The sequence below is a fragment of the Delftia sp. ZNC0008 genome, assembly GCF_000799035.1.
GTDB lineage: Bacteria > Pseudomonadota > Gammaproteobacteria > Burkholderiales > Burkholderiaceae_C > Comamonas > Comamonas tsuruhatensis.
Genome location: NZ_JTKZ01000587.1, coordinates 1 through 16,613 on the forward strand (window position 1 = coordinate 1; position 16,613 = coordinate 16,613).

The following is a 16,613-nucleotide window of genomic DNA, read 5'->3' on the forward strand; positions in this document are numbered from 1 at the left end:
CCGCGTCTACGGCACGGCCGCCCAGCTGGCCTATGCGCCGGCCCTGTCACGAACCTGGGAGGCAGGCAGCAAGTGGGACGTGCTGGGCGGGCGCCTGTCGCTGACCGGCGCCGTGTTCCGCACCGAGCTGAGCGAATCGTGGGAGTACAGCCCCGACAGCGTCTCGCCCGTGCGCGCCCTGCCCGCCAAGCGGGTGCAGGGTTTCGAGCTGGGCGCCCAGGGCGAGATCACGCCGCGCTGGTCGGTGTACGCCGGCCTGTCCCACTTGAAGAGCCGCCTCACCAAGGGCGCGAACGAAGGTGCCGAGGCCAGGAACGTGCCCGACTGGAGCGGCAGCGTCTGGACCTCCTTCCTGGTCACGCCCGCCGTCACCCTGAGCTGGGGCGCACAGTACGTGGGCGAGCGCCGCTATACGGACAACGTCATGGTGGGCGGCCAGAACAATACGTCCAGCACGGTCAACGGCCCCAACGGCGTGCATCCCATCTATGTGGCCGACCACGAAAAAGCGCCCAGCTACTTCGTGCAGAACCTGGCGCTGAGCTGGCGCATCAACCGCCAGCTCACGGCCCGCTTCAACATCAACAACCTCACCAACCGCTTCTACTGGAGCCGCATCGGCGCCTCGCTGGACGGCTTCCAGCTCTACGGCGTGCCGGGCGCGGGCCGCACCTACACGGCGGGCCTGGACCTGTCCTTCTGAGCAGGGGCCACACCATGACATCCATCCAACGTCTCACCACACGCCGCGCACTGCTGGCGCTGGCCGCAGCCTGCGCCGCCGCCCTGCTGTCCGCCTCCGCGCTTGCGGCCTCGCCTGCCGGCACCGCTGCCAATGCACCGGCCGCCACCGTGGTCGACATCGTCGGCCGCACGGTCGAAATCCCCGCCAAGGTGGAGCGCATCCTGCTGGGCGAGGGCCGCTTCCTCTACGCCCTGGCCCTGATCGAGGGTGACCAGCCCCTGGCCCGCATCGCCGGGTGGCAAGGCGAGCTGCCCTTCGCCGACCCCAACGGCTATGCCGACTACCGGCGCCGCTTCCCGGCCATAGACCGCATCCCGGTCATCGGCCGCACCTCGGAAGACAGCGTCAGCGCCGAGCAATCGGTCTCCACCCGGCCCGACATCGCCATCTTCGGCCTGGGCGGACATGGGCCGGGGCGCCAGAGCGGCCTGGTCAACGATCTCAAGAAGGCCGGCGTGCCCGTGGTCTTCATCGACTTTCGCGCCCAGCCCGTGCGCAACACCCTGGCCAGCATGCGCATCCTGGGCAAGGCCGTGCACCGCGAGGAACAGGCCGAGGCCTATGCGCGCTTCTACGAGCAGCACCTGCAGCAGGTGCGCCAGCGGGTGGAGGGCATTCCCACCAGCCAGCGCCCGCGCGTCTTCGCCGAGCTGCTGGCAGGCGTCTGGGACGGGTGCTGCCACACCGTGGGCAAGGGCAACATGGGCGAATTCATCGAGGCGGCCGGCGGCATCAACGTCGCGGCCGGCAAGGTGCCCGGCGCCATAGGCGACATGCACCAGGAAGCCCTGATCGCCGCCGACCCCGAGGTCTACATCGCCACCGGCAGCCGCCCGCAGAGCAACCGCCTCATGCTCAAGGCCGGCAGCGGCGTGGCACCGGCCGACCTCTCGGCCAGCCTGCAGGCGCTGACCGCGCGCCCCGGTTTCGAGGTGCTGGGCGCCGTTCGCCAGGGCCGCGCCCACGGCCTGTGGCACAACTTCTACGACGCGCCCACCAACATCCTGGCCATCGAGGCCATGGCCAAGTGGTTCTACCCAGAACGCTTTGGCGACATCGACCCCCAGGCCACACTGGACGAGATCAACCGCCGCTTCCTGCCCGCCCTGCCCATGCACGGCGCCTTCTGGGGCGATGCGCCTGCCAAGGCAGCGGCCACAGCGGCCAGCGGAGCCGTGCGATGAACATGGCCGCCGACCTGCCCGTGGAGCTCGCCAGCCCGGCCGCCAGCGCCACGCCGCTGGCCAGGGGCTACCGGCGCCTGACCGCACTGCGCGTGCTGGTGCTTGCCCTGCTGGCTGCGGCCATCGTGGGCGCGCTGCTGCTGGACTTCACCACCGGCCCCTCCGGGCTGGCGCTGGACCAGTTGATCGCCACCCTGGGCCATGCCGACCAGGCGCCGCCTGCGCTGCGCGTCATCGTCTGGGACATTCGCCTGCCCTACGCCTTGATGGCCGTGGCCGTGGGCCTGTCCCTGGGCCTGGCCGGCGCCGAGATGCAGACCGTGCTGGCCAACCCGCTGGCCAGCCCTTTCACGCTGGGCCTGTCCTCGGCGGCCGCCTTTGGCGCGGCCCTGGCCATCGTGCTGGACTGGAGCGTGCCCGGCGTGCCAACGGCCTGGGCCGTGCCTGCCAACGCCTTCCTGTTCGCCATGGCCTCGGCCCTGCTGCTGGACCTGGTGGCGCGCTGGGGCGGCATGAGCGCATCAGGCGTGGTGCTGTTCGGCATTGCCCTGGTGTTCAGCTTCAACGCACTGGTCTCGCTGCTGCAGTTCGTGGCCACGGCCGAGGCGCTGCAGGGCCTGGTCTTCTGGACCATGGGCAGCCTCTCGCGCGCCACCTGGCCCAAGGTGGCCGGTCTGGCCGCCGCGCTGGCCCTGGTGCTGCCGTTCTCGCTGCTCAACGCCTGGCGCCTCACCGCCTTGCGCCTGGGCGAAGACCGTGCCGCCAGCTTTGGCGTGGACGTGCGCCGCCTGCGCCTGGGTGCCCTGCTGCGCATCAGCCTGCTGGCCGCACTGTCCGTGGCCTTTGTGGGCAGCATCGGCTTCATCGGCCTGGTGGCACCGCACATCGCGCGCCGCATGGTGGGGGATGACCACCGCTTCTACCTGCCCGCCGCCGCCCTGGTCGGCGCGCTGGTGCTGTCGCTGGCCTCGGTGGCGTCCAAGACGCTGATCCCGGGCGTGATCATCCCGGTGGGCATCGTCACCTCGCTGGTGGGCATTCCCTTCTTCCTGGCCATCGTGCTGCGCACGCGGGGGCGGACATGAGCACCACCCTGAACACCTCCCTGAATACCCCGCACTTCGCACCCACCAACCTGCCACCTCTCACGCAAGATGGTCTGCAGATCGAGGGTCTCAGCGTCTCCTACGGGCGCCGACGCGTCATCGAATCGCTGGACATCGCCCCGCTGCGCACCGGCACGCTCACCGTGGTGCTGGGGCCCAACGGCAGCGGCAAATCCACCCTGCTGCGTGCCCTGGCCGGCCTGGTGCGCGCCCAGGGCAACGTCACGCTGGAAGGCCAGGAGCTGCAGCACGCCAGCCTGGCCGAGCGCGCCCGCCGCATCGTCTACCTGCCCCAGGCCCTGCCGGCCGCCGTGCACCTGCGCGTCATCGAATCACTGCTGGCCGCGCGCAGGGCCTCGCCACACACCACGCGCCCGCAGCAGGCCGGCTCCCCGGATGCGGTCACCCAGGCTGCCGCCCTGCTTGAGCACCTGGGCATCGCCCACCTGGCCATGCGCCACCTCGATGAGCTGTCTGGCGGCCAGTCCCAGCTTGCAGGCCTGGCCCAGGCCCTGATCCGCGAACCGCGCGTGCTGCTGCTGGACGAACCCCTGTCTGCCCTGGACCTCAACCACCAGTTCCACGTCATGCAGCTGGTGCGCGAGCAAACGCGCCGCCACGGCATGACCACCCTGGTCGTGCTGCACGACCTGGGCGCCGCCCTGCGCCACGCCGACCGCGTCATCGTGCTCAAGCAAGGCCAGCTGCTGGCCGACGGCCCGCCCGCCCAGGCCATCACCCCCGCCCTGCTGGCCCACGTCTACGGCGTGCAGGCCCGGGTGGAGCCCTGCTCCCAGGGCCTGCCCCAGGTCATCGTGGACGGGCTGACGGCTGCGGCCTGAGCCCGGTCCCCGATTCCAGATCCATCCGCTTTTTTGGAGATTCCGAATGCATACCCGCATCACCGCCGCCGCTGCCTTGCTGGCCGCCTTCTGCCTGAACGCCCAGGCCCAGCATGCCCACCCCACGCCCGCATCCAGCGTGGCCCATCCCGCCTGCGAAACCACCATTGAAGGCCAGCCCGGCAAACGCTTCAGCCTGGCGGAAATCCGCGTCAGCGCGCGCTGCGAGAACTTCACCGTCCACCTGGTCCACACCGGCAGGAAGCCCTGGCAGGAAGCCGGGCACAACTGGGTGCTGGCCCGCAGCGCCGACATCCACGCCGTCATCGCCGACGGCCTGCGCGCCGGTCCCGACCGGGCCTGGGTGGACCACGCCGACGCACGCGTCATCGCCGCCACGCAAATGCTGTCGGGCGGCGAGCACGCCTCGGTCACCTTCCCCGTGGCGCGCCTGCAAAAGGGCGAGAGCTATACCTACTTTTGCTCGTATCCCTCGCATGCGTTGCCCATGCGGGGAAGGCTGGTACTGGAGGATTGAAGCCGCGTCACCACGCGGCAAAGGCCCAAAGGGCCTGCGCGTTCAATGCAGCAGCGTGGCCACCAGGGTCACCTCGGGCACGCCTGCCAGCGCCTTAGACAGCGGGCACTGGGACTTGGCCTCCTGGGCGATTTTCTGAAACTGCGCATCGTCGATGCCGGGCACCTTGGCCTGCAGCGTGAGCGCGATGCGGTCGATCTTGAAGCCCTCGCCATCCTTGGCAAGCCGGACCTTGGCCGTGGTGTCCAGCATCTCGGTGGCGATGCCCGCCTTCTCGCAGGCAAAGGCAAAGGCCATCGTGAAACACGCCGCATGCGCGGCGCCCACGATCTCCTCGGGATTCGTTCCCTTGCGGTCATCCCCGAAGCGGCTGCCGAAGCCATACGGATGGTCCTTGAGCGCGCCGGTTTCGGTGCTGATGCGGCCCTGGCCGGTCTTGCCTGCACCTTCCCAATGGACGGAAGCGGTTTTCTCGGACATGTGTTTCTCCTGTGCGTTGGTTGGACAAGCCGCCATCACAGCACAGGCGCCACAGGGCAAGGCGTGGTCCCGGGGCGCGCCAGCCACTCGGAGCAAGTCCTACAGCGAATGAGTCAACGGACCCGTCCCGCGCGTCCACCCCTATCGCGGTCTCCGCTCTTGATTCCCGGCTGATACGCTACGCGCCATGAGCACCAAAAGCCCAGCGCGTCGCAGCACGCCTCTTTGCATCTACCAGCTCCGGATCGAGCTGCAGCACATCAAGCCCACCATCCGCCGGTGCATCCTCGTGCCCGGCTCCATCACTCTGGCCAAACTGGACCGGGTTATCCAGGCCGCAATGGGCTGGGAAAACAGCCACCTCCATGAATTCAGGATCGAGGAAAAGCGCTACGGCACACCCGACCCGGAATGGACCGAACCCGATGTGCTCAACGAACGCAAGTACAAACTTGGAGACCTGCTGGGCGAAACCGTCCAGCAATTCAGCTACAGCTATGACTTCGGCGATGGTTGGGAGCACAGCGTGGTGGTCGAACAGCGCCTGGCCGCCATCGAGGACAAGAACACCTGGCCCATGTGCATCAGCGGCCAGAACGCCTGCCCGCCCGAGGACGTGGGTGGCCCAGATGGCTACATGGATTTCCTGGAAGCCATCCACAACCCGGACCACGAACGGCACGAAGACTTGTGGATGTGGTGGGGCGGCCCCTTCGATGCTCAAGGCTTCAGCCTGAACGACACGAACAAGGCCATCTTCAAATTGCGGTGAGGAGATGGGACGGGTGGATGCGGCATCTGCCTGGCGCTTGCCAGCCTTCCACACTCATCCAGCGATCTTTGCCCTCTCAGCGGGACCTATGCGCCATCGCGCAGCTCCCGCGCACGAGCCTGCAGGAGCTGACGAACCTGATCCGTACCCATCCCGGCCTGTTTGCCCGCACGGGCAGCAGCCACCTTTGCACGCACCCAATCGTCATATTCCGCCTGAGCCAGTTCCTCATCTGCCAACCGCTGCAGCAACTCCATCTGGCCGGTACGGCTGGACGGGAGGATGCGTGGCAGGTTCTCTGCAAGTTCACGTAGAAAATTTGCGTTATCGTAGTGCGTCGTAGTGGTCATGGCCGGCCTCCAATCGTTGCACTGCATCGGGCAACTTCCCGAGGCAGATGAAGCATCGTAGGCCCACTCTTACCGCTCGATCACACGCCAATACTGGCCAGAGGAGCGGTTGGTGGCCGGCAGCATGACGGCAATGCCATTGTCATTGGCCGTGTCCAGCACGATGGCATCCGACAGGAAGCGGTTGTAGAGATGGAACTGGCCCGGCAGGTCGCTGGGCGCACAGCGCCATTGCTGGCCGCTGAAGCGTGGGGCGTCTCCCGCTGACGCCGTCATCTTCAGTTCAAGATGCGATTTCCCGGCCACGCTGGTGACATCGAGCGCCATGGTGCCCGGTCCGAACGCCGCATTCTGGACAAGCCAGTAGCCCTTGCCGGTGCGCATGAACCTCCATCTGTCGGCGCCCAGAATCATGGCCGGGACGGAAATCTGCAATGGCTTGACGTTGTACAGCCCCGGGGGCGACACAAGGCCCGTGCCCTGCAGCAGCGCTACCGCGTTGCGCCTTTCACTCCAGTACAGGTTCTGCAGCCCGACCCATTGGCGGTCCTTGAGCATGGGGCATTGGTCGTACAGGTAGTCGCCCGTCTCGTAGCGCCGAAAATCCGCATCGCTGAGCCGCTGGGCCGAGAGTGCGTGTGCCTCGGCGGAGATCTGGGCCAGTTCCCGCATGGCGGCCGTCATGGTGATCAGGGGCGCGGACGAGCCGCGCACCGGCCTCACCGGCAAGATGCGGCGAGCATTTGCAAGGTCGGAGGCCACGGCCCGCCAGCGCAATGCCAGGGTGCTGAATTCCGTTGCCATCGCCTGCGGCGCGGGCCCAAGGCGGACCACCGCGTTTGCCGGTGGCGGCTGCCGGGCATGGTGCGCGGCGGCCACGCGAAGCAGCGAGGCATGACTTTCCAGTTGCGCCACGACGGGTGCAGCCGCCGCAATGGCCGCATCCATCTCCGTCTCAACGGCTGCGACACCCGCATTCCATCGGGCCTCGTCCAGCGGTGCGTCGGGGGTCAGCGAAACGGCATCCAACTGGTCACAAAGCTGCTGCAAACGCCCGACGGCCTGCCCCAGCTTTTGCACCGTATCGGCCAGCCCGTCGATACGGGCACGCAGCGTGCCCCAAGCGGCCGATGCCGCCTTCAGCGCAGGGAACGACTGCATGCTCTCCAGATTCCTTACCAGCGTCATGCGGCCGCTGGCATCGTCCAGATCAAGCCCGGTCAGGAACGAGAACTCGGCGATATCGGTCCATACCTGCCGTGCGACTGGCTCACGCGCGGGCTCGGCTTCGACGCGGCAGCTTGATGCCAGAGCGCCACCGCAGCACAGCGCCGTGGCAGCGGCGGGCAGCCACAGAAGCCGGCTCATTTGGCGGCAGTGCCGGCCATCAACAGGCGCAGGGCCCGAGGCGCTGCCGGCATCTGTCGGGGCTCCAGCACTTCGATCAGCCAGGTCGTGAACGGCGTCGGGCAGACGTCTCCCAGATGCTGCGAGAACTCGATCTGGTCGCCGGCGTAGGTGAAGTTGATCTTCAGGGACGAGCAGAAAAGCCTCTCGTCCCCGTTGCCCGTGCTGTCGTGAAAGTCGCTGCCGGTCACCATGTCGATATCGATGCGCTGGGCCGAGGCATCGGCAAACTCCAGCCAGGCCTGCACCGACGAAAGGCGGATGCGGTGGTAGCTGGCCAGTGCCGGATGGCTGGTGGCAATGGACAGGCTGATGGGCTGCCCATGCGCCAGCTGCTGCAGCAGCGCGGCGTCAGTGACCCGCAATTCCCGCCGCAAATCCCCTTGGGTCCTCGCATTGGCCGCCCGCGCGCTGGCGTGGTCTGCCAGCAGGGTGGCATGCGCATCTGCCATGGCAGCGGCCGTGCCCGGCATCGAAAGGCGGTGGCCGGGCTGCTTGCCGGTCTCGTAGGCCTGTGCGGCGCGAGTCCCGAAGCAGTCCACGAAGAAGCCGCGGCGCGCACTTTCTGCCCTGAGGGTGATTTCCCCCTGCAGCCGCGCGCTGCGCTCCAGCTCTGTCAGCGCCTGCTGCTCCAGCGCCTGCAGGCGCTTGCGCTTGCCGATCACCGCAACGTATTCCAGCTTGAGCGTGGCAAGCTCACGGGCAATGGCATTCTTGGATGCGCTTTGCTCTGCCAGCAGGCGGCCATAGACGGCCACTTTCTGCACCTGTGTCTTGAGGGTGTTGGCGGCGTTGCGCACGGCCGCCTCGGTGCCTTCCGTGGCAAGCACCAGATCCAGCCGGTTGACGGCATCGTTCTCCAGCACCGTCCAGGCGGCCTTGGCTTCATTGGCATCCGGCATGAGCGCAAGTGCACGCATGGTGTCGCCCAGCTCCCGGGAAATCCCCTCGACATCCAGCCCGCCCAGCGGCCCACGGATCACCGGCAGCACCGCATTCAATGCGCCCTTGGCGGGATCCACCAGATTCTTGAGCGTGCTGGAGTTGTGCCTGGCCCATTGCAGGGGAATGGCAAACGACTGGCCCAGGGCCTTCAGCGCCTTGAGCGGGCCGTCTATGCTGCCGCCAAGCGTCTTGGCCTGCCCGTACAAATCCTTCAGGCCGAGCACGCCTTTCTGACCGGTCTCGGTCAACGCCTTCGGGTCGGGCGGCACGCCCACGCACAGGGCGGCCACACTGCCCGCGACTGCAATGACGCCAAAGGCGATTTCCAGGCTCATCTTCACGGTGCGCACGATCTGGGCAACGTCGCTTTCAAGCTTGAGCCGCATGGCGGCAAGTTCCGCTGCAAGCTCCTCCTGGCGCACCGTGCGTGCGGCGCGGTCAAGGGCCTCGATCTGCTGAATCAACCGCTGCTCCAGCTCGGTGCAACGTGCCTCCAGCGTCTTGAGGTCCAAGGTATCCCGGTCGGCAAACGCCTGCGCGACGCTGCCCACGGCACCTGCCAGCTCGCCGCTGGCGCGCAGGCTGCGCAGGTGGGCCTCCATGGCCGACATCACCTCCTGCCGGGCCTTGGCCAGCGACAGATAGCTGCCGGCGCTCAGATCAGGAATCGGCCTGGCCAGCCCGTCAACGCTCATGACCGGCAGCAGACGCTGCAGCGAACCCGCCGCCTGGATCAACTCGCCAAACCCGGACTCAACCCCTGACCAGCGTGTGATCCAGGCCAGCGCCTCATGGCACAGCGCCAGCTCGGCCGCGCTGTGGTCGCTATGGCCGGGCCTGCCCGCCATGCCGGCGCTCAGGGCAAACAGCGCGGCCAGCACCCTGTGCATCGGCTCGCCATGCTCCAGCAGGCCCGGCGGCACGGGGGTGTGCTTCACCACAGCCCGGTTGTCCTGCCACAGGAAATTGCTGAACTGCGGCCGCGCCACCGTGTCCCAGGCCTCCTCCAGCGCATAAGGGGTGTCGCGCGTGGGGCTGCCGTACAGCGTGAACCGGCCCTCCACGGCTTCCACGAAAATGCGCACCCTGCTGAGCTCGTTGTCCTCGTCATGCAGCATGCGCAGCACCGTCGTGCCTTCGGAAACAATGCGGCGGGCAACCACCGTCAGCCGCCGCACCGCACCGTCAAGCCGCCTGTCGAACCCCTCGGGCACCAACACGGTATCGGCATGGATGTCCAGCGCCTGCAGGCCGGCCGCGTCGGCCTCATCCAGCGACACCTGCAGGTCCACCACCAGATCGGCCACGATGCCGAAGGGATTGAAGCTGCCGTCCGGCGCGCGGCCACCGCTGCAGACCAGCGGCCCTGGCGGCACCAGGTCCTCGGCACGGTAGCGATCGATCAGGGTTCGCAATTCAATGGGAGTCATAGCGGGAGTCATTGCTGAAGTCATGGCGGGTGGTTCCAGGTAAGGCACTGCACCTGTGCAGCGGTGGGACAAAGGCCGGAGCAGATCGCTCAGGCTGCCTTCTTGCTGGCGAGTTCCACCAGTTGGTCCACGCTCTGCGCCTTCTTCGGCGTGCCGCCAAAACGGCGGAAATGGTCTGCCTGCTCGGCGACACGCGCCCAGCCCTTCTTGGCCGTGCCCAGCACCACCGTCAGGCTGAACCAGTTTTCCCCTTGCAGGGACTTGCGGCCAGTGGTGCTCAAGACCTTGTGTATGTTGCCCAGATCGGCAGAAATCGCGCGCCATGCCTCGCCCAGCGTCTTGAGCTTGGGACCCAGGTCTTCAATGCATCTTGCTGATGCTGTCAAAGCGATCATTGCTGCGGTTGTAGTAGCCGATGAAGCGCTCGTTCGTGGCCATCGTGGCCTGGATGGTTCTCACCTCATCCACCTTCTCGGCAATCTTCCCCCGCGTGACCGCCAGGTCCGCACCCACGCCGATATCCACCCCCGCCAGAATCAGCGGCCCGAAAAGCGGAATCGCCAGATAGGCCGGAGACGTGGACAGCACGATGACTTCATTCTTTTCCTTGCGGCGCAGTGCCCTCAAGTCGTTCTCCAGCTTCTCCACGGCGGCCTTCAGCTTCTGGTTGGCAGCACCCTCGGCGCCCAGAGTGGTCGTGAACTTCTGCTTTTGTCCATTGAATGCGGTCTTGCAGGCATTCAGGCGCATCAGTATTCCGTTGCCGTTGTCAAGAATGGAGTTCTGCAGCGCAAAGGCACGCTTCGAACGCGCATCGGCGTCTTCAATCAGCTGCTCCAGCGCGCTGCTGAAATTGCGCTTGATCTGCTCCGAACGCCCGCTGGGCGTATCGCTTTCCCAAACCTTGACCAGGGCCTTCCATTTCGCTTCCACTGCCGGCTCCGCCGATGGGGTGGGCGCCCCCTCCAGATCGAAACGGTCCACCAGCTCGATCAGCCGTTCATAGGTGGTTGCCGCCACATCGTTGTACTGAACGATATCGTCGGCAAGGGTCAGCATCTTGTCCTGCACATCGGCCTTGAACTTCTGGCCGACACCCTTGAGCGTGACGAACAGCTCCACCGCTTCGGAAAACTCCGGCCTGAAATCATCCTGCTTCTGCATGCCCAGCATGGCGCGCATCAGCTCCGTGGTGGTCGGGTTGTCGGTGACTGCAGACTCAAAGAACGTCGTCAGCCCGATCCAGTCCTCTGAACTGAGAACGGAGATTCCCTTGCAGATATCAGCAGACGGGGTGAACGCATTCGTTGAGTTTGCAGGGTCGGACATGGCGAAGGCTCCTGATAGTGAAAGGCCGGATTCGGCCTCGAATCGGTGTGCAAGCAAGTGGCAGCGCTGAAAAATGACCATCTCCTGTCATCGCCACCCCTCCTTTTGCGCTCCAGTCGACCGGATGCTAGGTAGCCGCCATGGCACTGTATGTCCCCCAAACAAGCGACACAAATTCATACAGCACTGGGGATAAGGACAGCCGCCTGACTGCTCTCTCCCACCCCAAGGAGCCTGTCCCCTGCGCGACCCATGGCAATGAGCACGATCAGTCCATTGCCCCAAATGACAAGGCAAGGAATTTCACAGACCAGGCATACACCACCTGCTATTCAATCAATAGCACATTGCACACATTCATTGCCAGCCAGAAGACACCATCAGTGTCAATTTCTCTTGATTTCACCGCACCCATTGGCACAGGAATTCTCCTCACCCATAAATGTTGCAAAATGTTCTGCAATTTGAACGATGGAGGAGCGGGAGTGGCAAGAAAACGAAAGACCAGCACGGCAGAAGACCTCATGGATCTGATCGCCATGCTGCCCTGGTGGGCTGGCATTGCGTTGGCACTCACCAGCTACATGGTGCTGCACTCCATTGCCATCCGTCCCCTGCCTGCAGCACAAAGCCCACAGCAAATCGGCCAATTGGCCACCACGGCCGCAAGGCACTAGCTAGCTACTATGCTCAAATCCGCCCCGCCCAGCTTTGCTTGGAAATCGCGGCCATCTCTGCAGCACGCGAGCGCTGCCACAGCCAACTACTCTTAGTCTATAGCAAGGTATTCAAGTAAATGACAAGCGATTTTAGCCACACCGTCCTCATCGAATGGAAATCCGGAATAGAGATCGTCCGATTAAACCTTACCGGCGATCCCTATCGGTGCGGTCACAGAATTGAGACTATCGAACGTTGGCCAGAGCTAGAGAACGAATTGATTTACCAAGCTAGTGTGGATCAGCACGTAGTTCGGGATTCTGCGCATGAAATTAGGCTAACCTATGAAAAAGCGAACAATGAGAGTGCAGCAGAGCACAATGAAGCATGGGGACATTCATTACTACAAATCGATACGAAAAAACGCACTGCGAGAGCCAAATGGCTGGATGAAAAACCTGGTTGGTCCGGTCGTGGTCGAGCTATTTTAATTTCTGAGGCAATGCGCGCGACGTTGGAATACGAGACCGTTGCGCGAATCAAGCGCCAGCAGAACTTTCGATATACCATGGAAACGGTTTATGGTGGAAAATGTGCACTGACTGGTGAGACCTGCACTGACTTGCTAGATGCCGCACACATTATTGAAGTTAATGCAAGAGGCGGAAATGGAACGACCAACGGAATTTTATTGCGCACTGATCTACATAGACTTTTTGATCGTAACCTACTCACCATTGACGAGAGCGGACGCGTGATCCTATCGGCTAAATTGAAGGTTTCACAGTCCTACCGCGAAGCATTGTCAGGACTCCAGATGAGAGATGAGTTATTCAAAAAAATCAAACATTCCTTAAAGGCTCGCCAAGAGATTTTCAACTAATTCGATCTCTCTTTACATTCCGAGCCGGTGTACGGCATTGCTCACTTTACAGTACTTCTAGACCATCAGCTTCTGTTGATCGGTACAGTGGATTCTAGGCGACTGCTTCTTTCCACCACCCATTATCCAAGTGCTGCTACTATTCCACATTAATCTATTGAATCAAAAATCAAAACATAAAATTTTTGCAATAAAAATTCTCAAGCAACAAGAATGCCAAATGAAAGACAGGCAAAATTACTTTTGCCTGCATAGTAATTCTTACCAGATTTTCTAGTCATTCACCATTACTGTCCTCCTCACCACCCCGCGCTCTTTGACTTCCCCCATCACCCCCTCAAGCACCTCTTCCTGCGCCTGAATAAACGCAAGCAATTGCCCAGGAGTCACCGGCTCCAAGGCATGCCCCGGGTAGGCGCCAATGATCAAACTGGAAATCAGCCCCAACTGATCCTGCACGCGCCGCAGGCTGTTGTACTCGGGCTCGGAAAGTTGAAAGTACAGCATGGCAACTCCTCAATGAGCAAGCTTGGCAGCTGACGCAAAGGAATGCCCATGCACTCGGAGCACGGGGTCATGCAAAGGATTGGGAGAGGGTTTGGGCATTGATACGCCCGCAAGGAAAGCAGCCATAAGGCCTCCTGTGAGTACGTCCAACTGCTTTCGGGAGTGTGGCGGGACCGCCTGTGAAGGTGTGTTCAGCACCTGGGCGAGATGATACAGCGCTCTGGCGCAGCGCCCGCATCCTGACTGTTGTCCGCCCGCCTCCGCTCAGCCCGGCAAAGCGCCTCGCTCAAAGACCCCAGCGCCCTCTGAACACAAGGAAGGCCCCAACGCAAACACATAGCCAGACGCCCACCACCAGGGCGATTCCGGCACGGCTTCGGGGCTTGCGGCCCTGGACCTGCATCCAGGCCTCGGCCTGCTGGCGGCTGTCGGCCAGCACGGCCGGGGGAAGTAGCCGCACGGTGAGCCAGATCAGCGCGGGCAGCAGCAGAACATCATCCACATAGCCCAGCACGGGGATGAAGTCAGGGATCAGGTCGATGGGGCTCAGGGCGTAGGCGACCACAAAGGCGCCCAGGGTCTTGGCATACCAGGGCGTCTGGGGGCTCTTGCAGGCAAACCACAGGGTGACGCAATCGCGCTTGATGCGTCGTGCCCAGGCCTTCAATCTTTCACCGGCTGTCATGGATGTGCGAGGTTGTGAACGGGCTGGATGATGGTGGCTGGCCGTTGTCGTTGGGGCTGCGCCGCCAGGCCCGCTCAGCATTCGATGATATGGAACGCCAGCTCGTTGCGTGCGGTTTCCTTGCACCGGATCTTCACGACGGTATCGCCACGGTGATGCGCCTGTGGCTGCAAAGGCCCGCAGCACGGCTGTGCTGGCTGGCCTGCGTCCACCGGGGCAATGGCTGCCCTGACTGGCAAGGCTTTATCACCGCCCTCTTCCCCATTCCAAGACCCATATCGCCTGTGCTCAAGGCATGCATCTCGCATATGAATCTAGGAATAATCTGAAAATAATCAGTCACCGGCCTTTCTGCTTGACTTCCAGATACCCAAGAAATCAAATAGCCGGACTCTCACAACGGAATTCCCAGGCCATTGATTGACATTGGCCTTGTGAATGATTGCGAACGCGCAATTCCCACTCCCATACCTTGATCGGACCTGATTTCTCACAGGACCGAGGGTAGGCCTGCGTTTGTGATTTTTCTGGCATTTGGCAAACCACCATTTCCTTATTCATTCCATTAACCATTCGCTTGCAGGCCATGGCAACATCCACAGATCTCACCCGCCCGTATATCAGCTATGAAAAGGCCTTCAACAGGCAGATCACCCGCGCCATGGACAGCCAGCAGGTGGACGTGGTGGTACTCACGCCGCAAGAGTTCCTAGGCGTCCTGCAAGACAGGTCGCGCAATGACCCACGCCTGGAGGCCAGCCTGCGCGCCATCCTGGCCCAAAGCGCCCTGGGCCGGTATTGGACACAGACGGCCAGCCCCAATGCCGGCAAACCCTGGACCATCCCCGCCTCCATGCTGGCCAATGACGCGTACCTGTTCACCAGAACGCTGATTGCATTGCGCCTTGCCGGTGCGCGCACCTATGTCAAGGCGACGCCCAAAGGCACCTATATCATCATCACGGGCCGAGCCGGGTTTCGCGGCAATCTGCTGCAGGGCACGCGCTTTCTCACCACCAATCCCCGCATGGTCCAGATGGGCCTGGGCATGCGCGGCCTTCAGGGCGTGGCCAGAGGGGGCTTCATCTTGAGCTTGGTCGTGGGTATCGGCGTGGAGACATTGGATTTCATCTTCAATGATGAGAAGACCATGCATGACCTGGTGGGAGGGATTGGAGTGGAGGCTGTCAAGGCGGGGTTGGCGACGATGGTGGGCTTGGGTGTAGGTATGGGACTGATAGCTACGGGCGTGACAACCATTGCCATTTGGCCTTTAATCGCCATGGCGGTGATGGTAGTTCTTACCGGTGCTACTTTAAACAAAATTGATGAAGTTTTGGAAATAAAAAAGAAAGTAATTGCTGCACTAAAAATCACAACAAACAGCGCCAATAATGGTATATATCGCGTAAATTTCAATAACGTTGCCGAGCAAGAGTTGCGCTACAACATTGAAGCAAAAACAAAAGGAACTGAGCCCTCAGGAGAGCCGGTCCATCTGCTACACCCTATTCACCGAAAAAATTGAAGAATATTCAAATGGAATATAGAAGCTTAAATCTAATCCGTAAATCTTTGATATGGAGTATACCGTCTTTTTTATTGATGCTGATCATATCAATTTGGAGTATAAAATATTCTCTTCTTGAAACAATATATGACTTGAGAAATCTATCTCCAACAATAAGAATAACGCCTTCCGATTTGGTTGCACTATGCGCACCAATCATTTCAGCTTCAGGAATTACCATCATGATACAAAAGGCAATTCCATGCAAGGCAGACATAACAAAAATTCCGGAGCGGATTTTAAAAACTTCTCTATTTGCCGGCATTTTACTTATGCTTTTTTGTCTTTTTATTATTACTCCTTTGCAGCACTATGCCATGCCAAAACTAGGCTATACCCGTTGCAATATATTAAAAGGCCACCCAAATATTTATTATTCAGATTGGGTGAAAAATCCTGACTGGTGCGTGCGTGGCAAAAGCCGAGAGTGGGTAAAACAGCAAGCCCGACTAGCCGGTAGCACTGAGTCAAATCCATAAATAAAAGGCACATACCACAAGGCATGCAGTACTTTGCCTATCCCGCATAGTTTGACCCCCATGTACTAGAACGACTCCTCGTAGGCTCCCGCAGATCCTTCGAGTTTCCTTAGACATTAAGCCAATCGCTTGAATCTGGTCATTCGTAACAGCATAGGTAGCGAATGAAGATCAGATCATCCCATACTGACCAATGACGTGTACCTGTTCACCCTAATCCATCAATAGGCTAGCGCCTATCAAATAAATTAACACGAACTCAAATGCAAGCAACAGACATAGCCCAAATCAGAAAATCTCTAATATGGAGTATTCCATCATTTTTACTGATTTTGGCTCTATCAATCTGGAGCATCAAATACTCCTTTCTCAACACCATCACTGACTTGAAGAATTTTTCTCCGTCAGTAAGAATTACACCACTTCATCTGGCAATTGTATTTTTCCCAGTAATTGCAGTCACAGGAATTATTGCCATGATACAGAAATCAATCCCCTGCAAAGAGCGCACTTTAAAAATAGCAGAGCGTATCTTTGCGTTCTCTGTATTCACAGGGACTGGCGTTGTACTTCTCTGTTTCTTTGTCATCACCCCTCTGCAACACTATGCCATGCCAAAGCTTGGTTATACGCGGTGCAACATTCTGGAAGATCATCCCACCATATATTTCACTGACTGGGTCAAAAATCCCGATTGGTGT

19 protein-coding genes and 1 pseudogene are annotated in these 16,613 nt (G+C 61.4%); 12 read left to right on the forward strand and 8 right to left on the reverse strand.

Annotated elements, in window-relative coordinates; all coding sequences use genetic code 11:
- The 5 genes from L995_RS19405 to azu all read left to right on the forward strand — a co-directional run.
- Nucleotides 1-703 (forward strand): TonB-dependent receptor domain-containing protein (locus L995_RS19405; RefSeq protein WP_047473058.1); only part of this gene is annotated, 703 nt, incomplete at its 5' end.
- 14 nt (nucleotides 704-717) lie between these two features.
- Nucleotides 718-1,929: an ABC transporter substrate-binding protein gene (locus L995_RS19410; RefSeq protein ID WP_047473060.1), complete on the forward strand. Its 1,212-nt coding sequence runs from the start codon at nucleotides 718-720 to the stop codon at nucleotides 1,927-1,929.
- Nucleotides 1,926-3,014 (forward strand): FecCD family ABC transporter permease, encoded by a 1,089-nt coding sequence (locus L995_RS19415; protein ID WP_047473061.1) that lies wholly within the window; start codon nucleotides 1,926-1,928, stop codon nucleotides 3,012-3,014. Before L995_RS19410 ends, L995_RS19415 begins: the two co-directional genes overlap by 4 nt.
- Entirely contained in the window at nucleotides 3,011-3,877 is an 867-nt protein-coding gene (locus tag L995_RS19420) for an ABC transporter ATP-binding protein (RefSeq protein ID WP_231574477.1), read from the forward strand. The genes L995_RS19415 and L995_RS19420 overlap by 4 nt, the downstream gene beginning before the upstream one ends.
- 46 nt (nucleotides 3,878-3,923) lie before the next feature.
- Nucleotides 3,924-4,415, forward strand: coding sequence for an azurin (gene azu, locus L995_RS19425; protein WP_047473063.1), 492 nt, complete (start codon nucleotides 3,924-3,926; stop codon nucleotides 4,413-4,415).
- A 42-nt stretch (nucleotides 4,416-4,457) separates the two neighbouring features.
- Here azu and L995_RS19430 read toward each other — a convergent pair whose 3' ends face one another.
- Nucleotides 4,458-4,895 (reverse strand): OsmC family protein, encoded by a 438-nt coding sequence (locus L995_RS19430; RefSeq protein ID WP_016447025.1) that lies wholly within the window; start codon nucleotides 4,893-4,895, stop codon nucleotides 4,458-4,460.
- 187 nt (nucleotides 4,896-5,082) lie between these two features.
- Here L995_RS19430 and L995_RS19435 point away from each other — a divergent pair, with 187 nt between their 5' ends.
- Nucleotides 5,083-5,667, forward strand: a complete 585-nt coding sequence (locus L995_RS19435) for a plasmid pRiA4b ORF-3 family protein (protein ID WP_047473064.1) — start codon at nucleotides 5,083-5,085, stop codon at nucleotides 5,665-5,667.
- Nucleotides 5,668-5,753: 86 nt separating this feature from the next.
- On the opposite strand, the gene L995_RS32140 is transcribed toward L995_RS19435, so the two are convergent.
- The 5 genes from L995_RS32140 to L995_RS19455 all read right to left on the reverse strand — a co-directional run bounded on the left by L995_RS32140 (nucleotide 5,754) and on the right by L995_RS19455 (nucleotide 11,128).
- On the reverse strand, nucleotides 5,754-6,017 hold the full coding sequence (locus tag L995_RS32140; protein ID WP_082001579.1) for a plasmid stabilization protein: 264 nt from the start codon (nucleotides 6,015-6,017) through the stop codon (nucleotides 5,754-5,756).
- A gap of 69 nt (nucleotides 6,018-6,086) precedes the next feature.
- Nucleotides 6,087-7,385, reverse strand: coding sequence for an RICIN domain-containing protein (locus tag L995_RS19445; protein ID WP_047473067.1), 1,299 nt, complete (start codon nucleotides 7,383-7,385; stop codon nucleotides 6,087-6,089).
- The gene (locus L995_RS19450; protein WP_231574478.1) at nucleotides 7,382-9,799 is read right to left on the reverse strand and encodes a hypothetical protein; all 2,418 of its coding nucleotides are present in this window, start codon (nucleotides 9,797-9,799) and stop codon (nucleotides 7,382-7,384) included. Before L995_RS19450 ends, L995_RS19445 begins: the two co-directional genes overlap by 4 nt.
- A gap of 89 nt (nucleotides 9,800-9,888) precedes the next feature.
- Nucleotides 9,889-10,194 (reverse strand): hypothetical protein, encoded by a 306-nt coding sequence (locus L995_RS34410; RefSeq protein WP_231574479.1) that lies wholly within the window; start codon nucleotides 10,192-10,194, stop codon nucleotides 9,889-9,891.
- The gene (locus L995_RS19455) at nucleotides 10,160-11,128 is read right to left on the reverse strand and encodes an alpha-xenorhabdolysin family binary toxin subunit A (RefSeq protein ID WP_231574480.1); all 969 of its coding nucleotides are present in this window, start codon (nucleotides 11,126-11,128) and stop codon (nucleotides 10,160-10,162) included. The genes L995_RS34410 and L995_RS19455 overlap by 35 nt, the downstream gene beginning before the upstream one ends.
- Nucleotides 11,129-11,613: 485 nt before the next feature.
- Between L995_RS19455 and L995_RS34910 the strand changes: the two are divergent.
- A pseudogene (locus L995_RS34910) lies at nucleotides 11,614-11,793 on the forward strand (restriction endonuclease); the annotation flags it as partial.
- 131 nt (nucleotides 11,794-11,924) lie between these two features.
- Nucleotides 11,925-12,671 (forward strand): HNH endonuclease, encoded by a 747-nt coding sequence (locus L995_RS32150; protein WP_082001577.1) that lies wholly within the window; start codon nucleotides 11,925-11,927, stop codon nucleotides 12,669-12,671.
- A gap of 273 nt (nucleotides 12,672-12,944) precedes the next feature.
- Here the strand turns inward: L995_RS32150 and L995_RS19460 are convergent, their stop codons facing one another.
- Complete coding sequence (locus tag L995_RS19460; RefSeq protein ID WP_046987481.1) at nucleotides 12,945-13,178, reverse strand: hypothetical protein; 234 nt, start codon at nucleotides 13,176-13,178, stop codon at nucleotides 12,945-12,947.
- Nucleotides 13,179-13,464: 286 nt separating this feature from the next.
- Complete coding sequence (locus tag L995_RS19465; protein WP_047473070.1) at nucleotides 13,465-13,863, reverse strand: YkvA family protein; 399 nt, start codon at nucleotides 13,861-13,863, stop codon at nucleotides 13,465-13,467.
- A gap of 89 nt (nucleotides 13,864-13,952) precedes the next feature.
- Between L995_RS19465 and L995_RS19470 the strand changes: the two genes are divergently transcribed.
- The 4 genes from L995_RS19470 to L995_RS34420 all read left to right on the forward strand — a co-directional run.
- Nucleotides 13,953-14,192 carry a hypothetical protein gene (locus L995_RS19470; RefSeq protein WP_156136104.1) on the forward strand — a complete coding sequence of 80 codons (240 nt, stop codon included), beginning with the start codon at nucleotides 13,953-13,955 and terminating at the stop codon, nucleotides 14,190-14,192.
- A 257-nt stretch (nucleotides 14,193-14,449) separates the two neighbouring features.
- The gene (locus tag L995_RS19475) at nucleotides 14,450-15,391 is read left to right on the forward strand and encodes a hypothetical protein (RefSeq protein WP_047473074.1); all 942 of its coding nucleotides are present in this window, start codon (nucleotides 14,450-14,452) and stop codon (nucleotides 15,389-15,391) included.
- An 11-nt stretch (nucleotides 15,392-15,402) separates the two neighbouring features.
- The gene (locus tag L995_RS34415; RefSeq protein ID WP_082001578.1) at nucleotides 15,403-15,912 is read left to right on the forward strand and encodes a hypothetical protein; all 510 of its coding nucleotides are present in this window, start codon (nucleotides 15,403-15,405) and stop codon (nucleotides 15,910-15,912) included.
- Between the two features lie 263 nt (nucleotides 15,913-16,175).
- The coding region (locus L995_RS34420; RefSeq protein WP_231574482.1) for a hypothetical protein at nucleotides 16,176-16,613 on the forward strand (438 nt) is incomplete at its 3' end.